The sequence below is a fragment of the Streptomyces sp. NPDC001070 genome, assembly GCF_053598835.1.
The window spans coordinates 165,469-185,400 of the sequence record NZ_JBSFLB010000003.1 but is presented as its reverse complement, the minus strand read 5'-3'; the positions used below and the strand labels follow the sequence as shown (position 1 = coordinate 185,400).

The 19,932-nt window shown below is 72.5% G+C and carries 19 protein-coding genes; 5 read left to right on the top strand and 14 right to left on the bottom strand.

All coding sequences use genetic code 11. The features are described from left to right. The first annotated feature begins 24 nt into the window (after positions 1-24). On the top strand, positions 25-966 hold the full coding sequence (locus ACWDAS_RS05175; protein ID WP_450387451.1) for a 1-phosphofructokinase family hexose kinase: 942 nt from the start codon (positions 25-27) through the stop codon (positions 964-966). A 277-nt stretch (positions 967-1,243) separates the two neighbouring features. Here the strand turns inward: ACWDAS_RS05175 and ACWDAS_RS05170 are convergent, their stop codons facing one another. Then, positions 1,244-2,221 carry a carbohydrate-binding protein gene (locus ACWDAS_RS05170; RefSeq protein ID WP_450387450.1) on the bottom strand — a complete coding sequence of 326 codons (978 nt, stop codon included), beginning with the start codon at positions 2,219-2,221 and terminating at the stop codon, positions 1,244-1,246. 217 nt (positions 2,222-2,438) lie between these two features. On the opposite strand from ACWDAS_RS05170, the gene ACWDAS_RS05165 reads away from it, so the two are divergent. Further along, the gene (locus ACWDAS_RS05165) at positions 2,439-3,452 is read left to right on the top strand and encodes an SAM-dependent methyltransferase (protein ID WP_450387449.1); all 1,014 of its coding nucleotides are present in this window, start codon (positions 2,439-2,441) and stop codon (positions 3,450-3,452) included. A gap of 20 nt (positions 3,453-3,472) precedes the next feature. Then, a complete protein-coding gene (locus tag ACWDAS_RS05160) occupies positions 3,473-4,615 on the top strand; it encodes an NADH-quinone oxidoreductase subunit D (RefSeq protein ID WP_450387448.1) in 1,143 nt (380 codons plus the stop codon). A gap of 68 nt (positions 4,616-4,683) precedes the next feature. Here ACWDAS_RS05160 and ACWDAS_RS05155 read toward each other — a convergent pair whose 3' ends face one another. Further along, entirely contained in the window at positions 4,684-5,679 is a 996-nt protein-coding gene (locus ACWDAS_RS05155; RefSeq protein ID WP_450387447.1) for a hypothetical protein, read from the bottom strand. 334 nt (positions 5,680-6,013) lie between these two features. Here ACWDAS_RS05155 and ACWDAS_RS05150 point away from each other — a divergent pair, with 334 nt between their 5' ends. Then, a complete protein-coding gene (locus ACWDAS_RS05150) occupies positions 6,014-6,631 on the top strand; it encodes a GPP34 family phosphoprotein (protein WP_450387446.1) in 618 nt (205 codons plus the stop codon). 20 nt (positions 6,632-6,651) lie between these two features. On the opposite strand, the gene ACWDAS_RS05145 is transcribed toward ACWDAS_RS05150, so the two are convergent. From ACWDAS_RS05145 to dacB, 12 genes are all read right to left on the bottom strand, one after another. Further along, entirely contained in the window at positions 6,652-7,146 is a 495-nt protein-coding gene (locus ACWDAS_RS05145) for a DUF3180 domain-containing protein (RefSeq protein WP_450387622.1), read from the bottom strand. Positions 7,147-7,200: 54 nt separating this feature from the next. After that, positions 7,201-7,791, bottom strand: a complete 591-nt coding sequence (gene folK / locus ACWDAS_RS05140; RefSeq protein ID WP_450387445.1) for a 2-amino-4-hydroxy-6-hydroxymethyldihydropteridine diphosphokinase — start codon at positions 7,789-7,791, stop codon at positions 7,201-7,203. Further along, entirely contained in the window at positions 7,788-8,147 is a 360-nt protein-coding gene (folB, locus tag ACWDAS_RS05135; protein WP_450387444.1) for a dihydroneopterin aldolase, read from the bottom strand. The genes folK and folB overlap by 4 nt, the downstream gene beginning before the upstream one ends. A gap of 217 nt (positions 8,148-8,364) precedes the next feature. Further along, on the bottom strand, positions 8,365-8,850 hold the full coding sequence (locus ACWDAS_RS05130) for a nuclear transport factor 2 family protein (protein ID WP_450387443.1): 486 nt from the start codon (positions 8,848-8,850) through the stop codon (positions 8,365-8,367). Positions 8,851-8,977: 127 nt separating this feature from the next. Then, positions 8,978-9,832, bottom strand: coding sequence for a dihydropteroate synthase (gene folP / locus ACWDAS_RS05125; protein ID WP_450387442.1), 855 nt, complete (start codon positions 9,830-9,832; stop codon positions 8,978-8,980). A 23-nt stretch (positions 9,833-9,855) separates the two neighbouring features. Further along, positions 9,856-11,613, bottom strand: coding sequence for a phosphatidylglycerol lysyltransferase domain-containing protein (locus ACWDAS_RS05120; RefSeq protein WP_450387441.1), 1,758 nt, complete (start codon positions 11,611-11,613; stop codon positions 9,856-9,858). A gap of 134 nt (positions 11,614-11,747) precedes the next feature. Continuing rightward, the gene (gene folE / locus ACWDAS_RS05115) at positions 11,748-12,356 is read right to left on the bottom strand and encodes a GTP cyclohydrolase I FolE (RefSeq protein WP_450387440.1); all 609 of its coding nucleotides are present in this window, start codon (positions 12,354-12,356) and stop codon (positions 11,748-11,750) included. Between the two features lie 137 nt (positions 12,357-12,493). Beyond that, a complete protein-coding gene (gene ftsH / locus ACWDAS_RS05110) occupies positions 12,494-14,548 on the bottom strand; it encodes an ATP-dependent zinc metalloprotease FtsH (protein ID WP_450387439.1) in 2,055 nt (684 codons plus the stop codon). Between the two features lie 192 nt (positions 14,549-14,740). Next, the gene (gene hpt, locus ACWDAS_RS05105) at positions 14,741-15,280 is read right to left on the bottom strand and encodes a hypoxanthine phosphoribosyltransferase (protein WP_319139064.1); all 540 of its coding nucleotides are present in this window, start codon (positions 15,278-15,280) and stop codon (positions 14,741-14,743) included. 36 nt (positions 15,281-15,316) lie between these two features. Further along, entirely contained in the window at positions 15,317-16,303 is a 987-nt protein-coding gene (gene tilS, locus ACWDAS_RS05100) for a tRNA lysidine(34) synthetase TilS (RefSeq protein WP_450387438.1), read from the bottom strand. Positions 16,304-16,480: 177 nt separating this feature from the next. Beyond that, positions 16,481-17,659 (bottom strand): zinc-dependent metalloprotease, encoded by a 1,179-nt coding sequence (locus tag ACWDAS_RS05095; protein ID WP_450387437.1) that lies wholly within the window; start codon positions 17,657-17,659, stop codon positions 16,481-16,483. 225 nt (positions 17,660-17,884) lie between these two features. Next, positions 17,885-19,348 carry a D-alanyl-D-alanine carboxypeptidase/D-alanyl-D-alanine endopeptidase gene (gene dacB, locus ACWDAS_RS05090; protein WP_450387436.1) on the bottom strand — a complete coding sequence of 488 codons (1,464 nt, stop codon included), beginning with the start codon at positions 19,346-19,348 and terminating at the stop codon, positions 17,885-17,887. A gap of 88 nt (positions 19,349-19,436) precedes the next feature. Between dacB and ACWDAS_RS05085 the strand changes: the two genes are divergently transcribed. After that, positions 19,437-19,928, top strand: coding sequence for an inorganic diphosphatase (locus tag ACWDAS_RS05085; RefSeq protein ID WP_450387621.1), 492 nt, complete (start codon positions 19,437-19,439; stop codon positions 19,926-19,928). The last annotated feature ends 4 nt before the right edge of the window (positions 19,929-19,932 follow it).

Sequence of the window (19,932 nt, the reverse complement as noted above, 5' to 3'; positions counted from 1 at the left end):
CACGCTGTTCGAAGGGATCATGCGGTGATCGTCACCGTCACGCTGAACGCCGCCCTCGACGTGACCTACCGCGTCCCCCGCCTGCGGCCGCACACCACCCACCGGGTGTCGGAGGCCGCGGAACGTCCCGGCGGCAAGGGGCTCAACGTCGCCCGCGTCCTCTCCGCGCTCGGCCACGAGGCCGTCGCGACCGGCTTCGCGGGCGGCGTCGCCGGCGACCGGCTGCGCGCGTACCTCGCCGGAACCGACGGCGTCACGGACGCCCTGGTGCCCATAGCCGGCAGCACCCGGCGCACCGTCGGCGTCGTGGACGAGTCGGGCGGCGACACGACGATGTTCAACGAGCCCGGGCCGACCATCACTTCGGAGGAGTGGGCGGCCTTCCTCGGCACGTACCGCAAGCTCCTGGAGGGCGGTACGGCGCGCGCGGTCGCGCTGTGCGGCAGCCTGCCGCCCGGACTGCCCGTCGGCTGCTACGCCGACCTCGTCCGGGAGTCGCGGAGCGCGGGCGTCCCCGTCCTCCTCGACACCAGCGGCGAACCCCTGCGGCGCGGCCTGGCCGCCCGTCCCGACCTGGTCAAGCCCAACGCCATGGAACTGGCCGGCCTCACCGGGGCCACGGAACCGCTGCGCGCCGCCCGCGACGCCCGCCGCCGCGGCGCCCGTGCCGTCGCCGCCTCGCTCGGCCCCGACGGCATGCTCGCCCTCGCCGAGGACGGCACCGTCTGGACCGCCCGCCCCCCGGCCCCGCTCCCCGGCAACCCCGCCGGCGCCGGCGACTCCGTCGTCGCCGCCCTGCTGTCGGGCCTCGTCGAAGGCCTCGACTGGCCCCGGCGCCTCGCCCGCGCGGTCGCCCTCTCGGCGGCCACCGTGGCGGCGCCGGTGGCGGGCGAGTTCGACCACGGGGTCTACGAGGACCTGCTGGCGCGGATCGAGGTGCCCCAGCAGCCCGATTCGCGCCAATAGGCAGGGGAACACCCAGGTGATATGCGTGGGACGGCCGGACCGTGTCCAACCAGAGCAGCCACCGCATCACGCTCTACAGGGAAGCCGGTTGCCACGGCGATCACATCGACCCGACGCCGGGGCCACTGCCCGGCAGCACTCCGTGGCCGGTCGCGGACATCTCGGTCCGGGGACCGTTGATCCGCGGCGCGCACGCCGGATGAACGAGACGGGCCGCGGCGCCAAGCGCTCGCGGCCCGTTTCCGTAACGACCCCTCGTGCCGGGGCCGCGACCGGTTCAGCCGCCCCAGCCCGCGGGCTTCTCGCCCTTGTCCAGGAGCGCCAGCTGGTCGAGATTGAAGTGGCAGGCGTCGCCCTGACCGCAGGTGAGGGCGATCGTGTTGGACCCCTGCTTGAGGTCGAGGGTGACGAAGGACCGGTACCACGCGTTCCAGTCACCCTTCTTGCCGTAGTTCCTCAGGTCGGGCTTGTAGCTCTGGGGCTTCCCGTTGACCACGGTCGTGGCACTGGCCGAGTCCTTCTCCGCGTTGGCGTAGCGGATCCAGAAGTCGTACGTGCCGTCCTTCGGCACATTGACCTTCCAGGTCACGGACGCGCCGACCGCGGACATGTTCTCGACGTACTTGCCGCCCGCGGCAAGAGTGCCGCTGTACTGGGAGCCCACCGTGGCGCCGCCCGCCTTCTCCAGGGTCGCCGCGTCGACGACTCCCGGGACCGCCTCGCTCGCGGACGCCGAGGGCTCCGCGGAGTTGGCGTCCTTGTCGCCGTCGGCGCCCGCCGACGGCGAGGAGGAGCTGCCCGCCTTGGGGGTGTCGTCGCCGCCGCCCGCCATGGCGACGCCGATGCCGATCGCGACGGCGGCGACCACGGCGACGGCGCCGATCAGCAGACCCTTGCCGTTGGGGCCGCCGGCACGGGGGGACACGGCGCGGCGGCCGCCGCCCGCAGGGCCGGACGGGCCCGCGGGGCCGTGGGGGAACTGCTGGGTCTGCTGGGGCTGCGGCTGGCCGTAGGAGGGCTGCTGCTGACCGTAGGAGGGCTGCTGCTGCGGGTAGCCGTACGCGGGCTGCTGAGGGGGCTGCTGCGGCTGCTGGGGGCGCCGCTCACCCACCCGCTGGACCTGGTTGTACGAGGTGCGGGGCACGCCGGGCTGGGCAGCCGCCGGCTGACCCGGCTCTTCGCCGTCCTGGCGGTACAGGTACGCGAAGGGGTCGTCATTCCCGGGCTCGGGAGCACCGTTGTCGCCGGCCGTCATCCGCTCTTCACCTTCCACTGCCTATCGCTTGCACAGCACCTATCAGTACCGGGCCATCCGGTAAAAGGGGGTGCGCTCTCCAGATGGCCGATGTTCATGATCGATTCATCCGCGGCCGTCCTGTGCGGACACACCTCTGACCACGGCACCCTACCTGGAACCGGTGACAAGCCGCTCAACCGTCCGATGCCCCGGGGTGTGCGCATACGGTGGAGGCGTGATCGACACCACAGCCGCGTGGACGGGATGGCGGGAGGCCACGGAGCGGGCCCTGTACGGCCCGGGAGGCTTCTTCCGCCGGGAGCGCCCGGCGGGCCACTTCCGCACGTCCGTCCATGCGTCACCCCTTTTCGCGGGAGCCGTCGCCCGTCTCCTCGCGCGCGTCGACGCGGAACTGGGACACCCCGGCGAGCTGGCCCTGGTGGACGTCGGCGCGGGCGCCGGGGAACTGCTCACGGGGGTGCTCGATGCGGTTCCGGCCACTTTGCGCGCCCGTCTTCTCCCGTACGGGGTGGAGAAGGCCCCGCGGCCGGACGGCCTGGACCCGCGGGTGACGTGGCGCGAGGAGGTCCCCAGGGGGCTGCGGGGACTGCTCTTCGCGAACGAGTGGCTGGACAACGTGCCGGTCGGCGTCGCCGAGACCGATGAGCACGGCGTGCCCCGCCAGGTCCTCGTACGCGCCTCGGACGGGGCCGAACGGCTCGGCGACGCGGTGTCCGGCGAGGACGCCGCATGGCTGCGCCGATGGTGGCCGATCGAGGGCGCCGAGGCCGGCACCCGGGCGGAAATAGGCCGCTGGCGGGATTCCGCCTGGGCGGCGGCGGTGGCCGCCCTGGAGGCCGGGCTCGCCGTCGCGGTCGACTACGGGCACATGGCGGGGGCCCGGCCGCCGTACGGGACGCTCACCGCGTTCCGGGAGGGCCGCCAGCTGTCGCCTCCCGTGCCGGACGGGTCCTGCGACATCACCGCCCACGTGGCGATGGACGCGTGCGCGGGCCCCGGAGCCGTCCTGCGCACCCAGCGCGAGGCGCTGCGCGACCTGGGGGTCACCGGGGCCCGGCCACCGCTCTCCCAGGCCGCCGCCGACCCCGCGGGCTACGTCCGCGCCCTGGCGTCCGCGGGCGAGGCCGCCGAACTCACGGACCCGGCCGGGCTCGGCGGCTTCCTCTGGCTGGAGCAGCGGATCCCGGTCCCCGGAAGTGCCGCGGGGGGCACCCCCCGGGACGCGTAAAGGGATGGGAAACTGTGGCCATGACGGAGACCACGATCGGCATCGGCGGCGCCGCCGAGGGCACCGACATGGTGCTGAACATCGGCCCGCAGCACCCCTCGACGCACGGTGTGCTGCGCCTGCGCCTGCGCCTGGACGGCGAGCGGATCAGCTCGGTCGAGCCGGTCATCGGATACATGCACCGCGGCGCCGAGAAGCTCTTCGAGGCCCGTGACTACCGCCAGATCATCATGCTGGCCAACCGGCACGACTGGCTCTCCGCCTTCTCCAACGAGCTCGGCGTGGTGCTCGCCGTGGAGCGCATGCTCGGCATGGAGGTGCCCGAGCGCGCCGTGTGGACCCGCACGCTGCTCGCCGAGCTGAACCGGGCCCTGAACCACCTGATGTTCCTCGGCTCCTACCCCCTCGAACTGGGCGGGATCACCCCGATCTTCCACGCCTTCCGCGAGCGCGAGGACCTGCAGGCGGTCATGGAGGAGGTCTCCGGCGGCCGCATGCACTACATGTTCAACCGCGTCGGCGGCCTCAAGGAGGACCTGCCCAACGGATGGCAGGGCCGGGTCCGCGCCGCCGTCGCGGCCGCCCGCTCGCGCATGGGCACCTTCGACGACCTCGTGCTCGGCAACGAGATCTTCCGCGGCCGCACCCGCGGCGTCGGCGTGCTGAGCGCGCCGGACGTGCACGCGTACGGCGTGAGCGGCCCGATCGCGCGCGCCTCGGGCGTCGACTTCGACCTGCGCCGGGACGAGCCGTACCTGGCCTACGGGGAGCTGCTGGACACCCTGAAGGTCCCCACCCGCACCGAGGGCGACTGCCTGGCCCGCTTCGAGGTGCTGCTGGAGCAGACGCACAACGCCCTCGACCTCGCCGACGCCTGCCTGGACCGGCTGGCCGAGCTGCCCCCGGGGCCGATCAACCAGCGGCTGCCGAAGGTGCTCAAGGCCCCGGAGGGCCACACGTACGCCTGGACGGAGAACCCGCTCGGGCTCAACGGCTACTACCTGGTGTCCAAGGGCGAGAAGACCCCGTACCGGCTGAAGCTGCGCTCGGCGTCCTACAACAACATCCAGGCGCTGGCCGTGCTGCTGCCCGGCACGCTGGTCGCCGACATGGTGGCGATCCTGGGCTCGATGTTCTTCGTCGTCGGCGACATCGACAAGTGACCCGGTGAACCGCTGAACGGCGGGGCGCCCCAGGGCGGCCCGCCGGGCGCAGGCGGGGCCGGGTGGTGTCAGGAGGACCGGGCGCGCAGCTCGCTGAGGTCCAGCTGCTCGGTCTCGTCGTGCATGGTGAGGTCGATGACCTCGGCCCCCTGCTCGGCGACGGCCTCGTCCCCGACGACGTCGGCGAGGTCCGCCTCCTCCGGCTCCGCGGAGTCCGCCGCCGGCAGCTCCTTCGGATGGGCCTTCTCGCCCTTCGTGCCGAAGAAGTCGAAGCCGCCCTGGGCACGGCTGGCCTGCCGGTTCGGCTTGGCGTAGGGCAGCACGGCCGCGGCGACCGCGGGGACGAGCTTGGGCTGGCGCACCGGGAGCGCCGGGTTGCCCCCGGAGTCACCGGCGTCGACGGGACGCTCACGGACGGCGGCGTCCGCCGCGTGCTTGCCCTGCGGCTCGTCGGCGGTGTCGGCGAGGTCGCGGCGGCGGGCCTCCTGGACGGTGAGCGCGGCCTGCTGGCGGGCGGCGTTGCGCGGCAGGTCCCGCAGCGCGGTGGCGGCCCGCAGGTACGCGGCCGGGCTGACGCCGGTCGAGACGGGCACCGGCAGCATGGATCCGGCGGCCTTCTTGGCCAGCACGCGGCCGTCCTCCAGGGCGCGGGCCCGCTCGGACTCGGCGGTGGCGTAGCGGCGCAGCAGGTCCGCGTGCTCCGTGCGGAGCCGGGCCAGTTCGGCACGCTTGCCCCGCAGCTTGTTCTCCAGCTTGCCGCGCAGCTCGCGCGAGTCCTCGAGGTCCACCTCGAGCTCGGCGATGCGCTCGTCGGCACGCCACTCGTCGCGCACGCGCGCGGTCTTGAGGTCGGCGACCTGCTTCCCCGCGGCGCGGTCCCAGCTGCGCAGCAGGAAGGCGCCGCCGGCCGCGACACCGGCAGCGGCGACGACGAACACGCGGAGCAGCACCGGATCACCGATCACCAGGGCGCCGACGGCGAGGACCGCGGCGGAACCGGCGACCGTCACGGGCGGAAGCAGCCGGTGCAGCGGCTGGGAATGGCGGTGTCGTCCTCGGGGCATGGAATGGAACTTAGCGTGCCCGTGGGTCGCATGGGGCCGCGGCATCCGATTTCTCGCCGAACACCCGACGACAAATACGGAGGGCGCTCGTACGCACACGAAGCGTCGCGCGATCCTCCTCCGGCGGCCGTCGCCCGATCCTGTCCGCCGGGCCTCAACCCTTCGGCAGCCCCTTCCACTTCGGGCAGTCCGCCGCCGCGTCCCGGACTCCGCGGGCGTGGCCGCCGACGGCCGTCGTCCGGCGCAGCGCGCCGCTCACTGGCGTGCGCGGCGCGCGGGAGTGACAATCGCCGAGCCGGGCCGAGCGCCGATGCCTCCTGATGTGGAGCGTTCCATGACCACCCCGCGGGACCTGATCATCACCGCCCTCGAACGGGCGGAGGAACGCCCCGTGGAACCCGGAGACCTCTCCCTCGCCCTCGCGGCGGCCGAGGCCGTCGACCTCCTGGCCGCCGGGGCCGTCGTCCTGGAGGGCGGCCGCGTGGTGCCGCGCGGACGCCCGGAGATCACCGACCCCCTGCTGGACGAGGCCGGCTCCGCGCTCGTGCGCGAGCCACCGTACGAGTCCGTCGGCGACTGGTTGTGGCGCAGGGGCCGCAACCTGACCGACGCCTATCTCACCGGCCTGGAGGCCGAGGGGGTGCTCGTACGGGAGCGGCGCCGGCACCGGCTGATCCTGCGCGGCACCCGCACCGCGCTGACCGACTCCCCCGCCCGCCGCAGGGCGGCCGACCGCCGGGCGGCGGACGAGCCCGTCCTCGCCGCCCTCGTGAAGGCGATCGGCCTGCGCGGCGGGCCGGCCGCCGACGCGGCGCCCGACGTGACCGACGACGCCGCGAACCGCGTACTGGCCGCCCTGGACGACGCGCTGGCCGAGCTGACGGCCGAACGGCAGCGGCGCTCCCGGCGGCGTGCCGACGCGGCGGCGGAGAACGTCCGGCGCGGCTACTGAGCCGCGCGTCCAGGGCTGCCCTAGGCCCGGCCGCCTACGACACCGGTGCGGTTGTCGTCCTCGTCCTCGGGGAGCCGGCAGACCCGCTCCAGGAAGATCGCGGCGGCGCACACCGCGATCCCCGCGATCACCGCGGCCCCCGCGTAGATCGCCTGGTCACGGCGGGGGTCGTTGTCGAGCTGGTACATCACGAGGAAGACGCACACGCCGCCGTAGATCCCCGCCACCAGGGCCGCCACCAGGGCGCTGGCCTGCCCGAAGACCACCGCGCGGGCGGCCAGCAAGGGGTCCACCCCCTTCGCGCCCGGACGGCGCTCACGCTGCGCGCGCAGCCGCGACCGCAACGACAGCGCGGTCGCCGCCAGCACGGCGGCGATCAGCGCCAGCACGATCGGCGCGGCCACCGGCGCGCCCGGCAGGGTGCCGAGCGAGTCCCACAGTTTGGCACCCGCCCAGGAGAGGACTCCGGCCACCACGAACAGTCCGACGAGAGTCCTGATGCGCAGCGCCTTCACCGAGTGCTCGCTCCCCACATCACAGCGACGAATGTACGGACGGGATCGTAACGATTACTCGGGCAGCCTGAGTTCCACGTCGCCGCGCGTCCACACGCTCTCCCGGCCCACACCGGCCAGCAGCCCGGCCACCGCGCCCTGCCCCGGCAGCTCGGCAGCAGGGTCGATGTCGAGCCACGGCGCCAGGACGAAGGCCCGCTGATGCGCCCGCGGATGCGGCAGCGTCAGCTCGGGGTCGTCGGAGACGACGCCCTGGTAGGAAACGATGTCGACGTCGATGGTGCGGGCGCCCCAGCGCTCGGTCCGGGTCCGGGCGAAGGCGTCCTCGATCGCGCGGCCGCGCTCCAGCAGCGAGGACGGCGGGAGCGTGGTCTTGATCAGCACCACGGCGTTGAAATAGTTCGGCTGCGAGCCCGGCTCGACGCCCCAGGGCTCCGTCTCGTACACCGGTGAGACCTTCTTGACCCGAACCCCCGGGGTGTCCTCCAGGGCGTCCACGGCGCCCTGGAGGGTCTCCAGGCGGTTGCCGAGGTTGCTCCCCAGCGAGATGACGGCGAATTTCGGATTCTGCAGCGTGGAGTCCGCGGCGTCGACCTGCGCGACGACGGAGGCCGGGACCGGCTGCACGGTGGGGTCGTAGCTCACGGGCGCCTCCGGGTGATCGTGACGGACACATCGGCGAACGGGACGGTGATCGGGGCCTGTGGCTTGTGCACGGTGACCTCCACCTCCTGGACCAGGTCGTGCTTGAGCACCTGGTCGGCGATCCGCTGGGCCAAGGTCTCGATCAGGTCCACGGGCTCGCCCTCGACGACGGCGGTGACCTCCTCGGCCACGATGCCGTAGTGCACGGTCCTGGTCAGGTCGTCCGAGGCGGCGGCGGGGGCGGTGTCCAGGCCGAGGACGAGGTCCACGAAGAAGTCCTGGCCCTCGCGGCGCTCGTGTTCGAACACGCCGTGGTGCCCGCGGGCCTTCAGGCCGCGCAGCGCTACACGATCCACGATTCACTCCCGCTGGTCGCCGGTCGGTCGGACGGGCGCGGTCCGCCCGCCCAGCGGGAGGGGTGAGCCGCACTGCCCTTACTCGAATCTACCTTCGACCGCCGACAGTCCCCAGTACCGGGCACCGAGGGGGCCGACCGCCCCGCGCTTACCCCGGGACGGACCGGCCTACTCCGGCCTTCACCACTTCTTGGCTCGAACGAGTGGTCAGAAGGCTTCAGGCTGACCCTTCTCCGCCGTTGCCGGCGTCCTCGGCGTCGTCCTCGTCGATCCCGTCGGCCATCACCGGGGAGCCGTGGTGCACCCACAGCCGCCAGCCCTCGGGTGTGCGCCGAAACACATTCGTGGCGACCACCAGGCCGCCGACGAGCGAGCCCATCTCGCCCTCCTCCTCGGCGGGACCGCCGGTGAGGATGTTCTCCGTGCAGGTCACCAGGGCCGTGTCCCCCTCGACGGCCACCTCCACGTCCGTGAGGAAGAACTGGATGTACTCCGTGTTCGCCATGATCAGGGCGTACGAGCGCATCACCTCGCGGCGGCCGCGCAGCACCGGCCACCCCGGGTGCACCACGGACACGGTCTCCGCCAGCGGGCCGGTCAGCACCAGCTCCTCCAGCGCGTCCAGGTCGGAGCGCTCCACGGCGTCGTAGAACGCCTGGTTCGCCTGCTCGACCTGCGCGGCCTCGGCCGTACGCGGCGTCACTGCGCCCCCTTCCTACCGCCCGATGGCTCTCTCACCGTGCCGCCCCCTCGTTCGCTTCTCCGCGTGCTCGGCGCACGCCTGCGCGCACCGTCGTCGCGTACCGCCCGGCGGTCTCCCCCCGCGACGCTCACCGTGCCCCCTCCAGCGCCCGTGCGACCCGCACGGCGTCTGCGCTGTCGTGCACCTCGTGCACCCGTACCGCCCAGGCCCCGCGGCCCGCCACGATCGCGGTGACGGCGGCCGTGGCGGCGTCGCGTTCCCTCGCCGGGGGCGGGTCGCCGCCCTCGCCGGCGAGCACGCGGCCCAGGAACCGCTTGCGGGAGGCCGCGATCAGCAGCGGGCGCCCGAGGGCCAGCAGGTCCTCGATGCGGGCGATCAGGGCCAGGTCGTGCTCGGCGTTCTTGGCGAAGCCCAGGCCCGGGTCGAGGACGATCCGCTCCGGGTCGATGCCGCCCGCCACCGCGCGGTCGAAGCTGCGCCGCAGCTCCGCGGTGACCTCGCCGACGACGTCCGCGTAGACGGCCCGGTTGTTCATGTCGATGCTCTGGCCGCGCCAGTGCATCACGATGAACGGGCTGCCCGCCGCCGCCACGACCGGGACCATCGCCGGGTCGGCGAGGCCGCCGCTGACGTCGTTGACCAGCGCCGCGCCCGCCTCGACCGCCTTCTCCGCGACGGAGGCCCGCATCGTGTCGACGCTCACCAGGACCCCGGCCCTGGTCAGCTCGCGGACGACCGGGACCACCCGGCGCAGCTCCTCCGCCTCGTCCACCCGCGCCGCGCCCGGACGGGTCGACTCACCGCCGACGTCCACCAGGTCGGCACCGGCCGCGACGAGGTCCAGGCCGTGCTTCACCGCAAGGTCCGTGTCGAACCACTCGCCGCCGTCGGAGAACGAGTCCGGCGTGACGTTCACCACGCCCATGACCGCGCACCGGTCCCAGGACGGCAATCCGGCCACGTGGCCGCGCATCCTACCCATGGGGCCAGCCTAGAGCGGGCCGGTCACCGCAGGCGCCGTGAGGCCCACGCCGGGAGGGCCAGCGTGACGAATCCCTCGGCCTGCATGGCGGCCAGGCCGATCCGGGGCAGGTCCTTGGTGGCGCGGAAGACCAGGAAGCGCGGCAGCCACTCGGGCTGGAACTTGGCGTTGAACTTGTACAGCGACTCGATCTGGAACCACCGGGACAGAAAGACCAGCAGCCCCCGCCAGGTCCGCAGCACCGGCCCCGCGCCCAGCCGCTCCCCGCGGGCCAGCGCCGAGCGGAACATCGCGAAGTTCAGCGAGACCCGCCGCACGCCCAGCCCCGGCGCCTCGCGCAGCGCGGCGACGATCAGCAGTTCGTTCAGCCCCGGGTCGGCGGACCGGTCGCGGCGCATCAGGTCCAGCGACATGCCGTCCTTCCCCCAGGGCACGAAGTGCAGCACGGCCCGCAGGACGCCGTCCGCGTCGTGCGCCGTCACCACCACGCACTCCTCGTCCGCCGGATCGCCGAACCGGCCCAGCGCCATGGAGAAGCCGCGCTCGGTGTCCGTGCCGCGCCAGGCGTCCGCCGCCCGGCGGATCGCGTCGCGCTCCTCCTCGCCCAGCTCCGCGACGCGCCGGACCCGGCAGCCGTAACCCGAGCGCTCGATGCGCTTGACCATCTGCCGCACGTTCCGCATCGCCCGCCCCGACAGCGAGAAGCAGGAGGTCTCGACGATCGCCTCGTCCCCCAGCTCCAGTGCGTCCAGCCCGGTCTCCCGGGTCCACACCTCGCCGCCGGTCTCACTGCAGCCCATGACCGCGGGGATCCAGGCGTGCGCCCGGGCCTCGGCCATGAACCTCTGTATCGCCCCAGGCCAGGCCTCCACGTCGCCGATGGGGTCGCCGCTGGCCAGCATGACACCCGAGACCACGCGGTAGCAGACCGCGGCCTTGCCGCTCGGCGAGAAGACCACGCTCTTGTCCCGGCGGAGCGCGAAGTGCCCCAGGGAGTCGCGGGCCCCGTGCCGTGCCAGCAGCTCCCGCAGCCGCTCCTCGTCGCCGGCTGTCAGCTCGGCGACCGGATGGGCCGGGCGCAGCGCCAGGTACGCGGTGGTGGCGGCGATCAGGAAGCCGAGCCCGCCGAGCGAGTACGCGACGACGTCGGCGGCCTGGTCGGTGGCGTAGGTGACCGGGCCCTCGAAACCGAACAGCCCGTAAAGCACCTCCGTCAGCCGGTCCGTCCAGGACGGGTCGCCCAGCTGGCCGGCCGGGTGGGCGCTGACGATGACCAGTCCCAGGACCAGGCTGAGCACGCTCAGCCCGGCGAAGGCCGCCACCGCCCGCAGCCGGGTGCGCGGGTCGCCGAGCGCCGAGAACTGCGCCCGGTACCTGATCAGCAGGGCCAGCAGCACCGTCGACAGCACGGCCCCGCCCAGCGAGTGCCGGTGCAGCACCTGCGCCACGGCCCCGGCAGGCAACAGCAGCACGGCCGCCCGCCAGGCGCGCTTCTTCCCCCGCTTGAGGGCGTGCGCCAGCATCAGCACGAGGATGCCGGTGACGACCCCCGCCGCCGCGGCCACCGAGGTGACCGTGCCGGGGAACACCCCGGCCAGTACGTGCATCCGGCTGTGCCGGAAGCCGGGGAACACTCCCGCCGCGAGGTCCAGCAGTCCCACCAGGGCGCACGCCGTCCCCGCCACACGGGGTGCCGCGGACGCCGGTATCAGCCGCGGGAGCCGGCTCGCCCCGTCCCGGGAAACCCGGACACCGGGCTCTTCCTCTACGAAGACAGACATCGCTCACCAGGCCCCGGCGATGCGATCGACACCGCACGCCCCACTCTCGTCGGAGATTTGCGTCCTGTAGGACGTGAACTCCGGCGGGTGGGTTCCGTCGCCGTGCCGTCAGCCGGGACCGGTGGCCCCGCGGGTCACTTGGCCATGATCAGACTCATGGCCTCCGCGCGGGTCGCGGAGTCGCGAAGCTGGCCCCGCACCGCCGAGGTGATGGTCTTCGCGCCGGGCTTGCGCACCCCGCGCATCGTCATGCACATGTGCTCGCACTCGATGACCACGATCACGCCGCGCGGTTCGAGTATCCGCATGAGGGAGTCCGCGACCTGCGTGGTGAGCCGCTCCTGCACCTGCGGGCGGCGCGCGAAGACGTCGACGAGCCGCGCCAGCTTCGACAGTCCGGTGATCTTGCCGTCCGTCGAGGGGATGTAGCCGACGTGGGCAACGCCCACGAACGGGACCAGGTGGTGCTCGCAGCTCGACAGCACCTCGATGTCCTTGACCAGGACCATCTCGTCGTGCCCCAGGTCGAAGGTCGTCGTCAGGACGTCCTCCGGCTCCTGGTAGAGGCCCGCGAAGATCTCCCGGTACGCCCGCGCGACCCGCGCCGGGGTCTCCCGCAGCCCCTCGCGGTCCGGGTCCTCCCCGACGGCGATCAGCAGCTCACGGACGGCGTTCTCGGCACGCTTCTCGTCGAACTCGCCGATGGGGCGCAGATCGCCCTCAAGGGTCACCGGGTCGGTCATGTGTGCCTCGTTCCTCATACGGACGTACCAGACGGGCGAACCGCGGGAACCACGGAAACGCCGCGCCCCCCAGGATAGGAAACCTGGGGGGCGCGGCACGCATTCCGTTCTCCGTGACCAAGGCCACGTCAGAGGCGTCAGGCCTCCGGGGTCGGGTCCTCCGGCAGCTCGACCGTCTCGGCGGTCTTGTTCAGGGAGGCCGCCGTGGTGCTGCCGTTGGCCGTCGGCTGGGTGCCGTTGGTCAGGGCGAGCTCGCGGGGCGAGAGCACCGGCGGGCGGGTCGACGGCGTACGCCGCGACGAACCCGTCCAGGCCGGACGCGGCGGGCGCTTGACGATCGGCTTGAAGATCTCGGCGATCTCCTCCTTGTTCAGCGTCTCCTTCTCCAGGAGGGCCAGAACGAGGTTGTCGAGGACGTCGCGGTTCTCGACCAGGATCTCCCACGCCTCGTTGTGCGCGGTCTCGATGAGCTTCTTGACCTCTTCGTCGACCAGCCCGGCGACCTCTTCCGAGTAGTCGCGCTGGTGCGACATCTCACGGCCGAGGAAGGGCTCGGAGTCGCTCGTGCCGAACTTGATCGCGCCCAGCCGCTCGGTCATGCCGTACTGGGTCACCATCGCGCGGGCCGTGGCGGTGGCCTTCTCGATGTCGTCCGCGGCACCCGTGGTCGGGTCGTGGAAGACGAGCTCCTCCGCCGCGCGGCCGCCCATGGTCATGGCCAGCCGGTCGAGCATCTCGTTGCGGGTGGTGGAGTACTTGTCCTCGTCCGGCAGGACCATCGTGTAGCCGAGGGCGCGGCCGCGGGACAGGATCGTGATCTTGTGGACCGGGTCGCTGTTCGGAGAGGCCGCCGCGACCAGGGCGTGACCGCCCTCGTGGTACGCGGTGATCTTCTTCTCCTTGTCGGACATGATCCGGGTGCGCTTCTGCGGGCCGGCCACGACACGGTCGATGGCCTCGTCCAGCATCGCGTTGTCGACCAGCTTCTTGTCGCTGCGCGCGGTGAGCAGCGCCGCCTCGTTGAGGACGTTCGCCAGGTCCGCGCCGGTGAAGCCGGGGGTGCGGCGGGCGACGGCCTTGAGGTCGACGTCCGGGGCGACCGGCTTGCCCTTCTGGTGGACCTGGAGGATCTCCAGGCGGCCCTGCAGGTCGGGGCGGTCGACGGCGATCTGCCGGTCGAAACGGCCCGGGCGCAGCAGCGCCGGGTCCAGGATGTCCGGGCGGTTGGTGGCGGCGATCAGGATGACGCCGCCCTTGACGTCGAAGCCGTCCATCTCGACCAGCAGCTGGTTCAGCGTCTGCTCGCGCTCGTCGTGACCGCCGCCGAGGCCCGCGCCGCGGTGCCGGCCGACGGCGTCGATCTCGTCGACGAAGACGATGGCCGGGGCGTTCGCCTTGGCCTGCTCGAACAGGTCGCGGACACGCGAGGCGCCGACACCCACGAACATCTCGACGAAGTCGGAACCGGAGATCGAGTAGAACGGGACGCCCGCCTCGCCGGCGACGGCACGCGCGAGCAGCGTCTTGCCCGTTCCGGGCGGGCCGTACAGCAGCACACCCTTGGGGATCTTGGCGCCCACGGCCTGGAACTTGGCCGGCTCCTGCAGGAACTCCTTGATCTCCTGGAGCTCCTCCACGGCCTCGTCCGAGCCCGCGACGTCGGCGAAGGTGGTCTTCGGGGTGTCCTTGGTGATCAGCTTGGCCTTGGACTTCCCGAAGTTCATCACCCGGGAGCCGCCGCCCTGCATCTGATTCATCAGGAACAGGAAGACCACGACGATGAGGACGAACGGCAGCAGCGACAGCAGGATGCCGACGAAGGCGTTCTGCTTCGAGGGCGCGACGGTGTAGCCGTCGGGCAGCGTGGTCTTGTCGTTGTCGTCGACCTTGGTCTGGAGGATCTTGGCGACATCGACGCCCTGGTCGCCGATGTAACTCGCCTTGATCTTGGAGCCCAGGTCCTTGCCGCCTACCTTGGCGCCGTCCTTGAGCTCGACCTTGATCGTGTTCTCGTCGCCGGTGGTCAGCTCGGCGGACTTGGCCTGGTTGCTGTTGATCGCCTCAATGGCCTGGCCGGTGTCCACCGTTTTGTAGCCACCGGACGAACCGACGACCTGCATCAATACGACCACGGCGAGGACAGCCAGCACGATCCACATGACTGGCCCACGGAAATAGCGCTTCACGTCCATCCATGCGGGGCGATCACGCCCCGTCCCTCCTGCCACAGTGAGGCACCGCGGCCAGAGGGCCGCCAGTGCATCCGGTGTATGAACCGACCTTCGGACGGTACCCCAGCATTGTCACCCGAAGTCGCCGGAGACCGTAAACAAACAGCGTTACCACCCTCCAACGCAAAGGAGGGCGTCGGGGTTCCCGGAGCCTCAGCCGCCGTACACGTGCGGCGCAAGAGTGCCGATGAACGGCAGGTTCCGGTACTTCTCCGCGAAGTCGAGGCCGTAGCCGACCACGAACTCGTTCGGGATGTCGAAGCCGACGTACTTCACATCGATCTCGACCTTGGCGGCGTCCGGCTTGCGCAGCAGGGTGCAGACCTCGAGCGAGGCCGGACGGCGCGAGCCCAGGTTGCTGATCAGCCAGGACAGGGTCAGCCCGGAGTCGATGATGTCCTCGACGATCAGGACGTCCCGGCCGGCGATGTCGGTGTCCAGGTCCTTGAGGATGCGCACGACACCCGAGGACTTGGTGCCCGCGCCGTACGAGGACACCGCCATCCAGTCCATCGTGACCTGGGAGGACAGGGCGCGCGCGAGGTCCGCCATCACCATGACGGCGCCCTTGAGGACGCCGACGATCAGGAGATCCTTGCCCTCGTAGTCCTTGTCGATCTGCGCAGCCAGCTCCGCCAGCTTGGCGTCGATCTCTTGCTTGGAGATGAGCACCTTCTCGAGGTCGGTGCCCATGTCGTTCTCGTTCACCCGCACAACTTCCGGCTCGGTCTACAAGGCCTGGAAGAACAGTCTGCCATTCCGGCGGCCGGCGACGACGCCGCCCGGGAGGTTGAGCGGCTTCTGACCGCGCCATGCGGTGAGCAGCCGGTCGGTCTCCTCGATGTGGCGGGCGAAGAGCGAACCGGCGGGGGAGCCCGCGGCGATGGCCGCGCGGCGCAGCACCCGGCGGCGCACGGCGGCGGGGAGCGTCAGCAGCCGGGCGATGTCCAGCCCGCCGTCGGCGTCGGCGGCGGACCGCTCGGCCTGGGCCGCCCACTGGTCGAGGGCGTCGGCGTCGTCCCGGGAGAGCTGGGCGGTGCGGGCCAGCGCTTCCACGACGCCTTTGCCCAGGGACTTCTCGAGCACCGGCAGGGCCTCGTGGCGGACCCGGGAGCGGGTGTAGGCGGGGTCGTGGTTGTGCGGGTCCTCCCACACGTCGATGCCCTGCGCCAGGCAGGCCTTGCGGACCGTGTCGCGGTCGAGCAGCAGGAAGGGGCGGCGGTAGCGCCCGTTGACGGCGGGCATGCCGGACAGCGACCGGATGCCGGAACCGCGGGCCAGCCCCAGCAGCACCGTTTCGGCCTGGTCGTCCCGGGTGTGCCCGAGCAGTACGGCGGCGGCGCCGGCGCGTTCGGCGGCGGCGTCGAGAGCCGCGTACCGCGCGTCCCGCGCCGCGGCCTCCGGACCGCCCTGGCGGCCCACGGTGACCGCGACCGCGTCCACCGGGTCGAGACCGAGGGCCCGCAGGCGGTCGGCCACGTCGACGGCGCGGGCCGCCGAGCCGTCCTGCAGGCCGTGGTCGACGGTGACGCCGCCGGCGCGTACGCCGAGCTTGGGCGCTTCGAAGGCGAGGGCGGTGGCGAGGGCCATCGAGTCGGCTCCGCCGCTGCAGGCGGCCAGCACGAGCGGGCTGCCGCCGGGGTGGTCGGTCAGGACGTCCTGGAGTACGCGGCGGACCGACAGGCGTATCGCCGCGACCGCGGGGTGGGGACCCATGTCCGGTTTCCCTCCTGGAGAGGCTGGGGGAGGCGTCGGGACGGTGAAGATGACGCAGGGTAGCTAGATGGTGACAGACAGCGGGCAATACTCGAGCATCGCACGCCTACCCTGCGCCCACGGTCCCTCGGACGGGTGAACCGGGAGGCCCCGGGGCCTGTTGTGCCCCGTGCCGTCTCAGGTTTCGCTCCGCCGGTGCACCCGCGCCACCCAGTCCGCGGGTTTGGCGATCTCCTGCTTGGTGGGCAGTGTGTTGGGCGAGGTCCAGATCCGGTTGAAGCCGTCCATCCCGGTCTGGTCCACCACGGCCCGCACGAAGCGCTCGCCGTCACGGTACTGCCGGAGCTTGGCGTCCAGCCCCAGCAGTTTGCGCAGCGCCATGTCCAGCCGCCCGGCGCCGCTCTGCCTGCGGCGCTGGAACTTCTCCCGGATCTCGGCCACGGACGGCACGACGTCCGGGCCCACGCCGTCCATCACGTAGTCGGCGTGCCCCTCCAGCAGCGACATGACGGCGGTGAGCCGGCCCAGGATCTCCCGCTGGTTGGGGGTCTGCACCAGGTCGATCAGGCTGCGGCCCTCGCCGCCGTCCGCGTCGACCGACGCCTCCTCCGCATCGGGCCGGCTGCCGGAGGAGAACGCCTGGAACGCCTCGCGAAGCCGCTCGATCAGGGTCGAGGGGTCGATCTCGGTCTCGCCGAGGAAGGCCTGGATCTCCTGCTCGATGTGGTCCCGCAGCCAGGGCACGGCCGTGAACTGCGTGCGGTGGGTCTCCTCGTGCAGGCAGACCCACAGCCGGAAGTCGTGCGGTTCCACGTCGAGTTCGCGCTCCACGTGGACGATGTTGGGGGCGACCAGCAGCAGGCGCCCGGTCCGCGGCTCGCCCGGGCCGGCCGCGGCAGGACCGGCCGGCATGTCGCGGGTCGCGGGGGCGAAGGTCTCGTACTGGCCGAGTACTCGGGAGGCCAGGAAGCTCAGCAGCATCCCGACCTCGACGCCGGTGACCTTCCCGCCGACGGTGCCGAGCACGGCGCCGCCGGGGCCGCCCGGCTTGCGGGCCTGCATCTTGTCCAGCAGCGGCTTCAGCACCTCGCGGAAGCCGGCGACGTTCGCCTTGATCCACCCCGGGCGGTCCACGATCAGCACGGGGGTCCCGGTGTCGGCCGGGTCCTCCTGATCGCCGAACATCCTGGTGAACGCCCGGACGTGCGCCTCCGACTCCTTGGCGTGCCGCCGCAGTTCCGCCACGACCGCACGCGCCTCGTCCCGGCTCACCTCCGGTCCGGGCCGCACGAAGCGGGTCGCGGTCGCGACCGCGAGATTCCAGTCGACCATCTCCGCACCACCGATGCTCGTCATTCCTTCACGGTACGTGCTTGTCCCCTCTCCCGGGAGCGTTCCTCGCCCGCGGCACGGGGTTGCGGGTCGGCCGCTCGCCGGAGGCCGGGCGTACCCCACGGGCGTGCAGACGCCGGCGACACCCGCGGCACCGCACGGATGCGGCGCCGTCGCGGGGGTTGTGCCGGCCCTCCCCCAGCGGTGGCTGGGGGAGGAACTTCCCACGAACCCCCGTACCGCCCGCGGCTACTTGCGGCAGCCGCAGGTGGCGAGTTCGGCGGCGAGGCGGTCGAGGGCCGACTGCGCGGCCATGGGGTTGGCCGTGCCGTTGGTGAGGAAGGCGAACGTCAGCAGACGGCCGTCGGCGTCGACGACCGTGCCCGCGAGGGCGTTGACCCCGGTGAGCGTGCCCGTCTTCGCGCGGACGAGCCCCGCGCCCGCGCCGCCGGCGGAGGTGAAACGGTTGTGCAGGGAGCCGGTGAAGCCGGCGACGGGCAGCCCGGTGAGGACGGGCCGCAGCTCCGGGTGGTCGGGGTCCGCGGCCAGCGCCAGCAGCCGGGCCAGCTGTTCCGCCGTCAGATTGTCCCTCCGGTTGAGCCCGCTGCCGTCCGTGAAGCGGGCCCCCTTCAGCGGGAGCCCGAGCTCGCGGAGTGCGGAGCCGATGGCTTCCGCGCCGCCGGAGAAGGAGCCGGCACGGTCCGCGGCGAGCGCGGTGTGGCGGGCGAGGGCCTCGGCGATGTCGTTGTCGCTGTTGGTGAGCATGCGCTCGACCAGTTCCGCCAGCGGGGCGGAGCGCACCTCCGCCAGCCGGTCGGCCGAGGGCACGCGCTTGGGCGCCTTGCCGGCCTTCACCGCGCCGTCGACCGTGATCCCGCGTCCCCGCAGCAGGTCGGCGAAGGCGGCGGCGGCCTTCGCCGACGGGTCCCACTGCCGGGCGGCCGGGCCCTTGTAGCTCTTGCCGTCGCTGCGGCCCTCGTCGGCCACGAGGGCCGTGACGGGCGCGATGTTGTCGTTGTGCCCGATGGGGTGGACGGCGGGGCCGCTGAAGAGCGAGGTGTCGTACGTGAGCCTCACCGAGCGGACGCCCTTGGCTCGCAGGGCGCGGGCGGTGTCGGAGGCGAGGGTCCGCATCGAGGCCGCGGTCCAGCCCCCGCCCGGCTTCGCGCGGGCGGTGAGGGTGGGGTCGCCACCGCCGACCAGGACGATGCGGTCCTTGCCCGCGGCGACGACGCCGGTGGTGAGCCGGTGGTCCGGCCCGAGCAGCGACAGGGCCGCCACAGCTGTGGCGACCTTCGTGGTGGAGGCGGGGACCGCGGGCGTGCCGGGGCGCTGCCCCCACACGATCCGGCCGGACACGGCGTCGACGACGGCGCCCGTCGTCAGCGCGCCGAGCGCGGGGTCGTGCAGGAGCGGGCCGAGCCCGCCGGTCAGGCCCGCCTTGGTGGGCACCGGCACGTCGTGCGCCCCGGCCACCGCGGCGAGCACCTCGGGGGCGGGCGGCACCGGTGCGACCGCCCCCTTGTGGCCGCCCCCGCTCTTCTTGGGGGGACGCGCCTGCGTCCCCTGACCTTCCCGGGAGGCGGCGATTGCCCGTTCGGCCGTACGCTGGCCTGACTCCCACGGTCCTGCGACGGCCACCGCCGTCAGCGCCACGGCAAGACCTGCGGCAGCCGATCCTGCCACCACCTGCCAGTTCTTCGAGACGGGCACCCCGGACCAGCCCCTTTCGCGACCACACACAAGCGTGGGAGACACTTAATCACCAGAAGTATGTGCTGATCATGGAGGACAGGCTGTGCTGGAGTTCGACGTAACGATCGAGATCCCGAAGGGTTCCCGCAACAAGTACGAGGTGGACCACGAGACCGGTCGTATCCGCCTGGACCGGCACCTCTTCACCTCGACGGTCTACCCGGCCGACTACGGCTTCGTGGAGAACACCCTGGGCGAGGACGGCGACCCGCTGGACGCCCTGGTCCTGCTCGACGAGCCGACCTTCCCCGGCGTCATCGTGCGCTGCCGGGCGATCGGCATGTTCCGCATGACGGACGAGGCCGGCGGCGACGACAAGCTGCTGTGCGTGCCCGCCTCGGACCCGCGGGTCGAGCACCTGCGTGACATTCACCACGTCTCCGAGTTCGACCGCCTGGAGATCCAGCACTTCTTCGAGGTCTACAAGGACCTGGAGCCCGGCAAGTCCGTCGAGGGCGCCAACTGGGTGGGCCGGGCCGAGGCCGAGGCCGAGATCGAGGCGTCCTACAAGCGCCTCAAGGAGCACGGCGGTCACTGACCCC